Source organism: Nocardioides humilatus (assembly GCF_008373755.1).
GTDB classification, from domain to species: Bacteria; Actinomycetota; Actinomycetes; order Propionibacteriales; family Nocardioidaceae; genus Nocardioides; species Nocardioides humilatus.
Genome location: NZ_VUJV01000030.1, coordinates 1 through 297, shown reverse-complemented (window position 1 = coordinate 297; position 297 = coordinate 1). Strand labels below are relative to the sequence as shown.

At 40.4% G+C, this 297-nt stretch carries 1 protein-coding gene; it reads left to right on the top strand.

The window, feature by feature from the left end:
• On the top strand, positions 1-297 hold a 297-nt coding region (locus F0U44_RS23900; protein WP_188113635.1), incomplete at both ends, for a hypothetical protein.

Genomic DNA, 297 nt, shown 5'->3' with positions numbered 1-297 from the left:
CTCATCGATCAGTGTGATGATGCAGTTTTACAAAAAGAAGGAATGCACAAGTGCGAAAGAGGACTTTCCATTGACGTAGGAATTCGTACACCAAGCTGGCCAGCTGATGCGATTAGCACTCCTGAAGTTCTTAGTTACGTCGAGCAATTAGAAAAAGAAAAGTGCTCACGTGCATTTAAGGAACTCCGCAATGATTTGCCTCTTCAAAAAACGGAACTAGACCTAAACTCAGTAGTAAACATCATTCCATGCAAAAATAATGATTATGAACCAGTCACACCAAAAAGTGAATCTCAG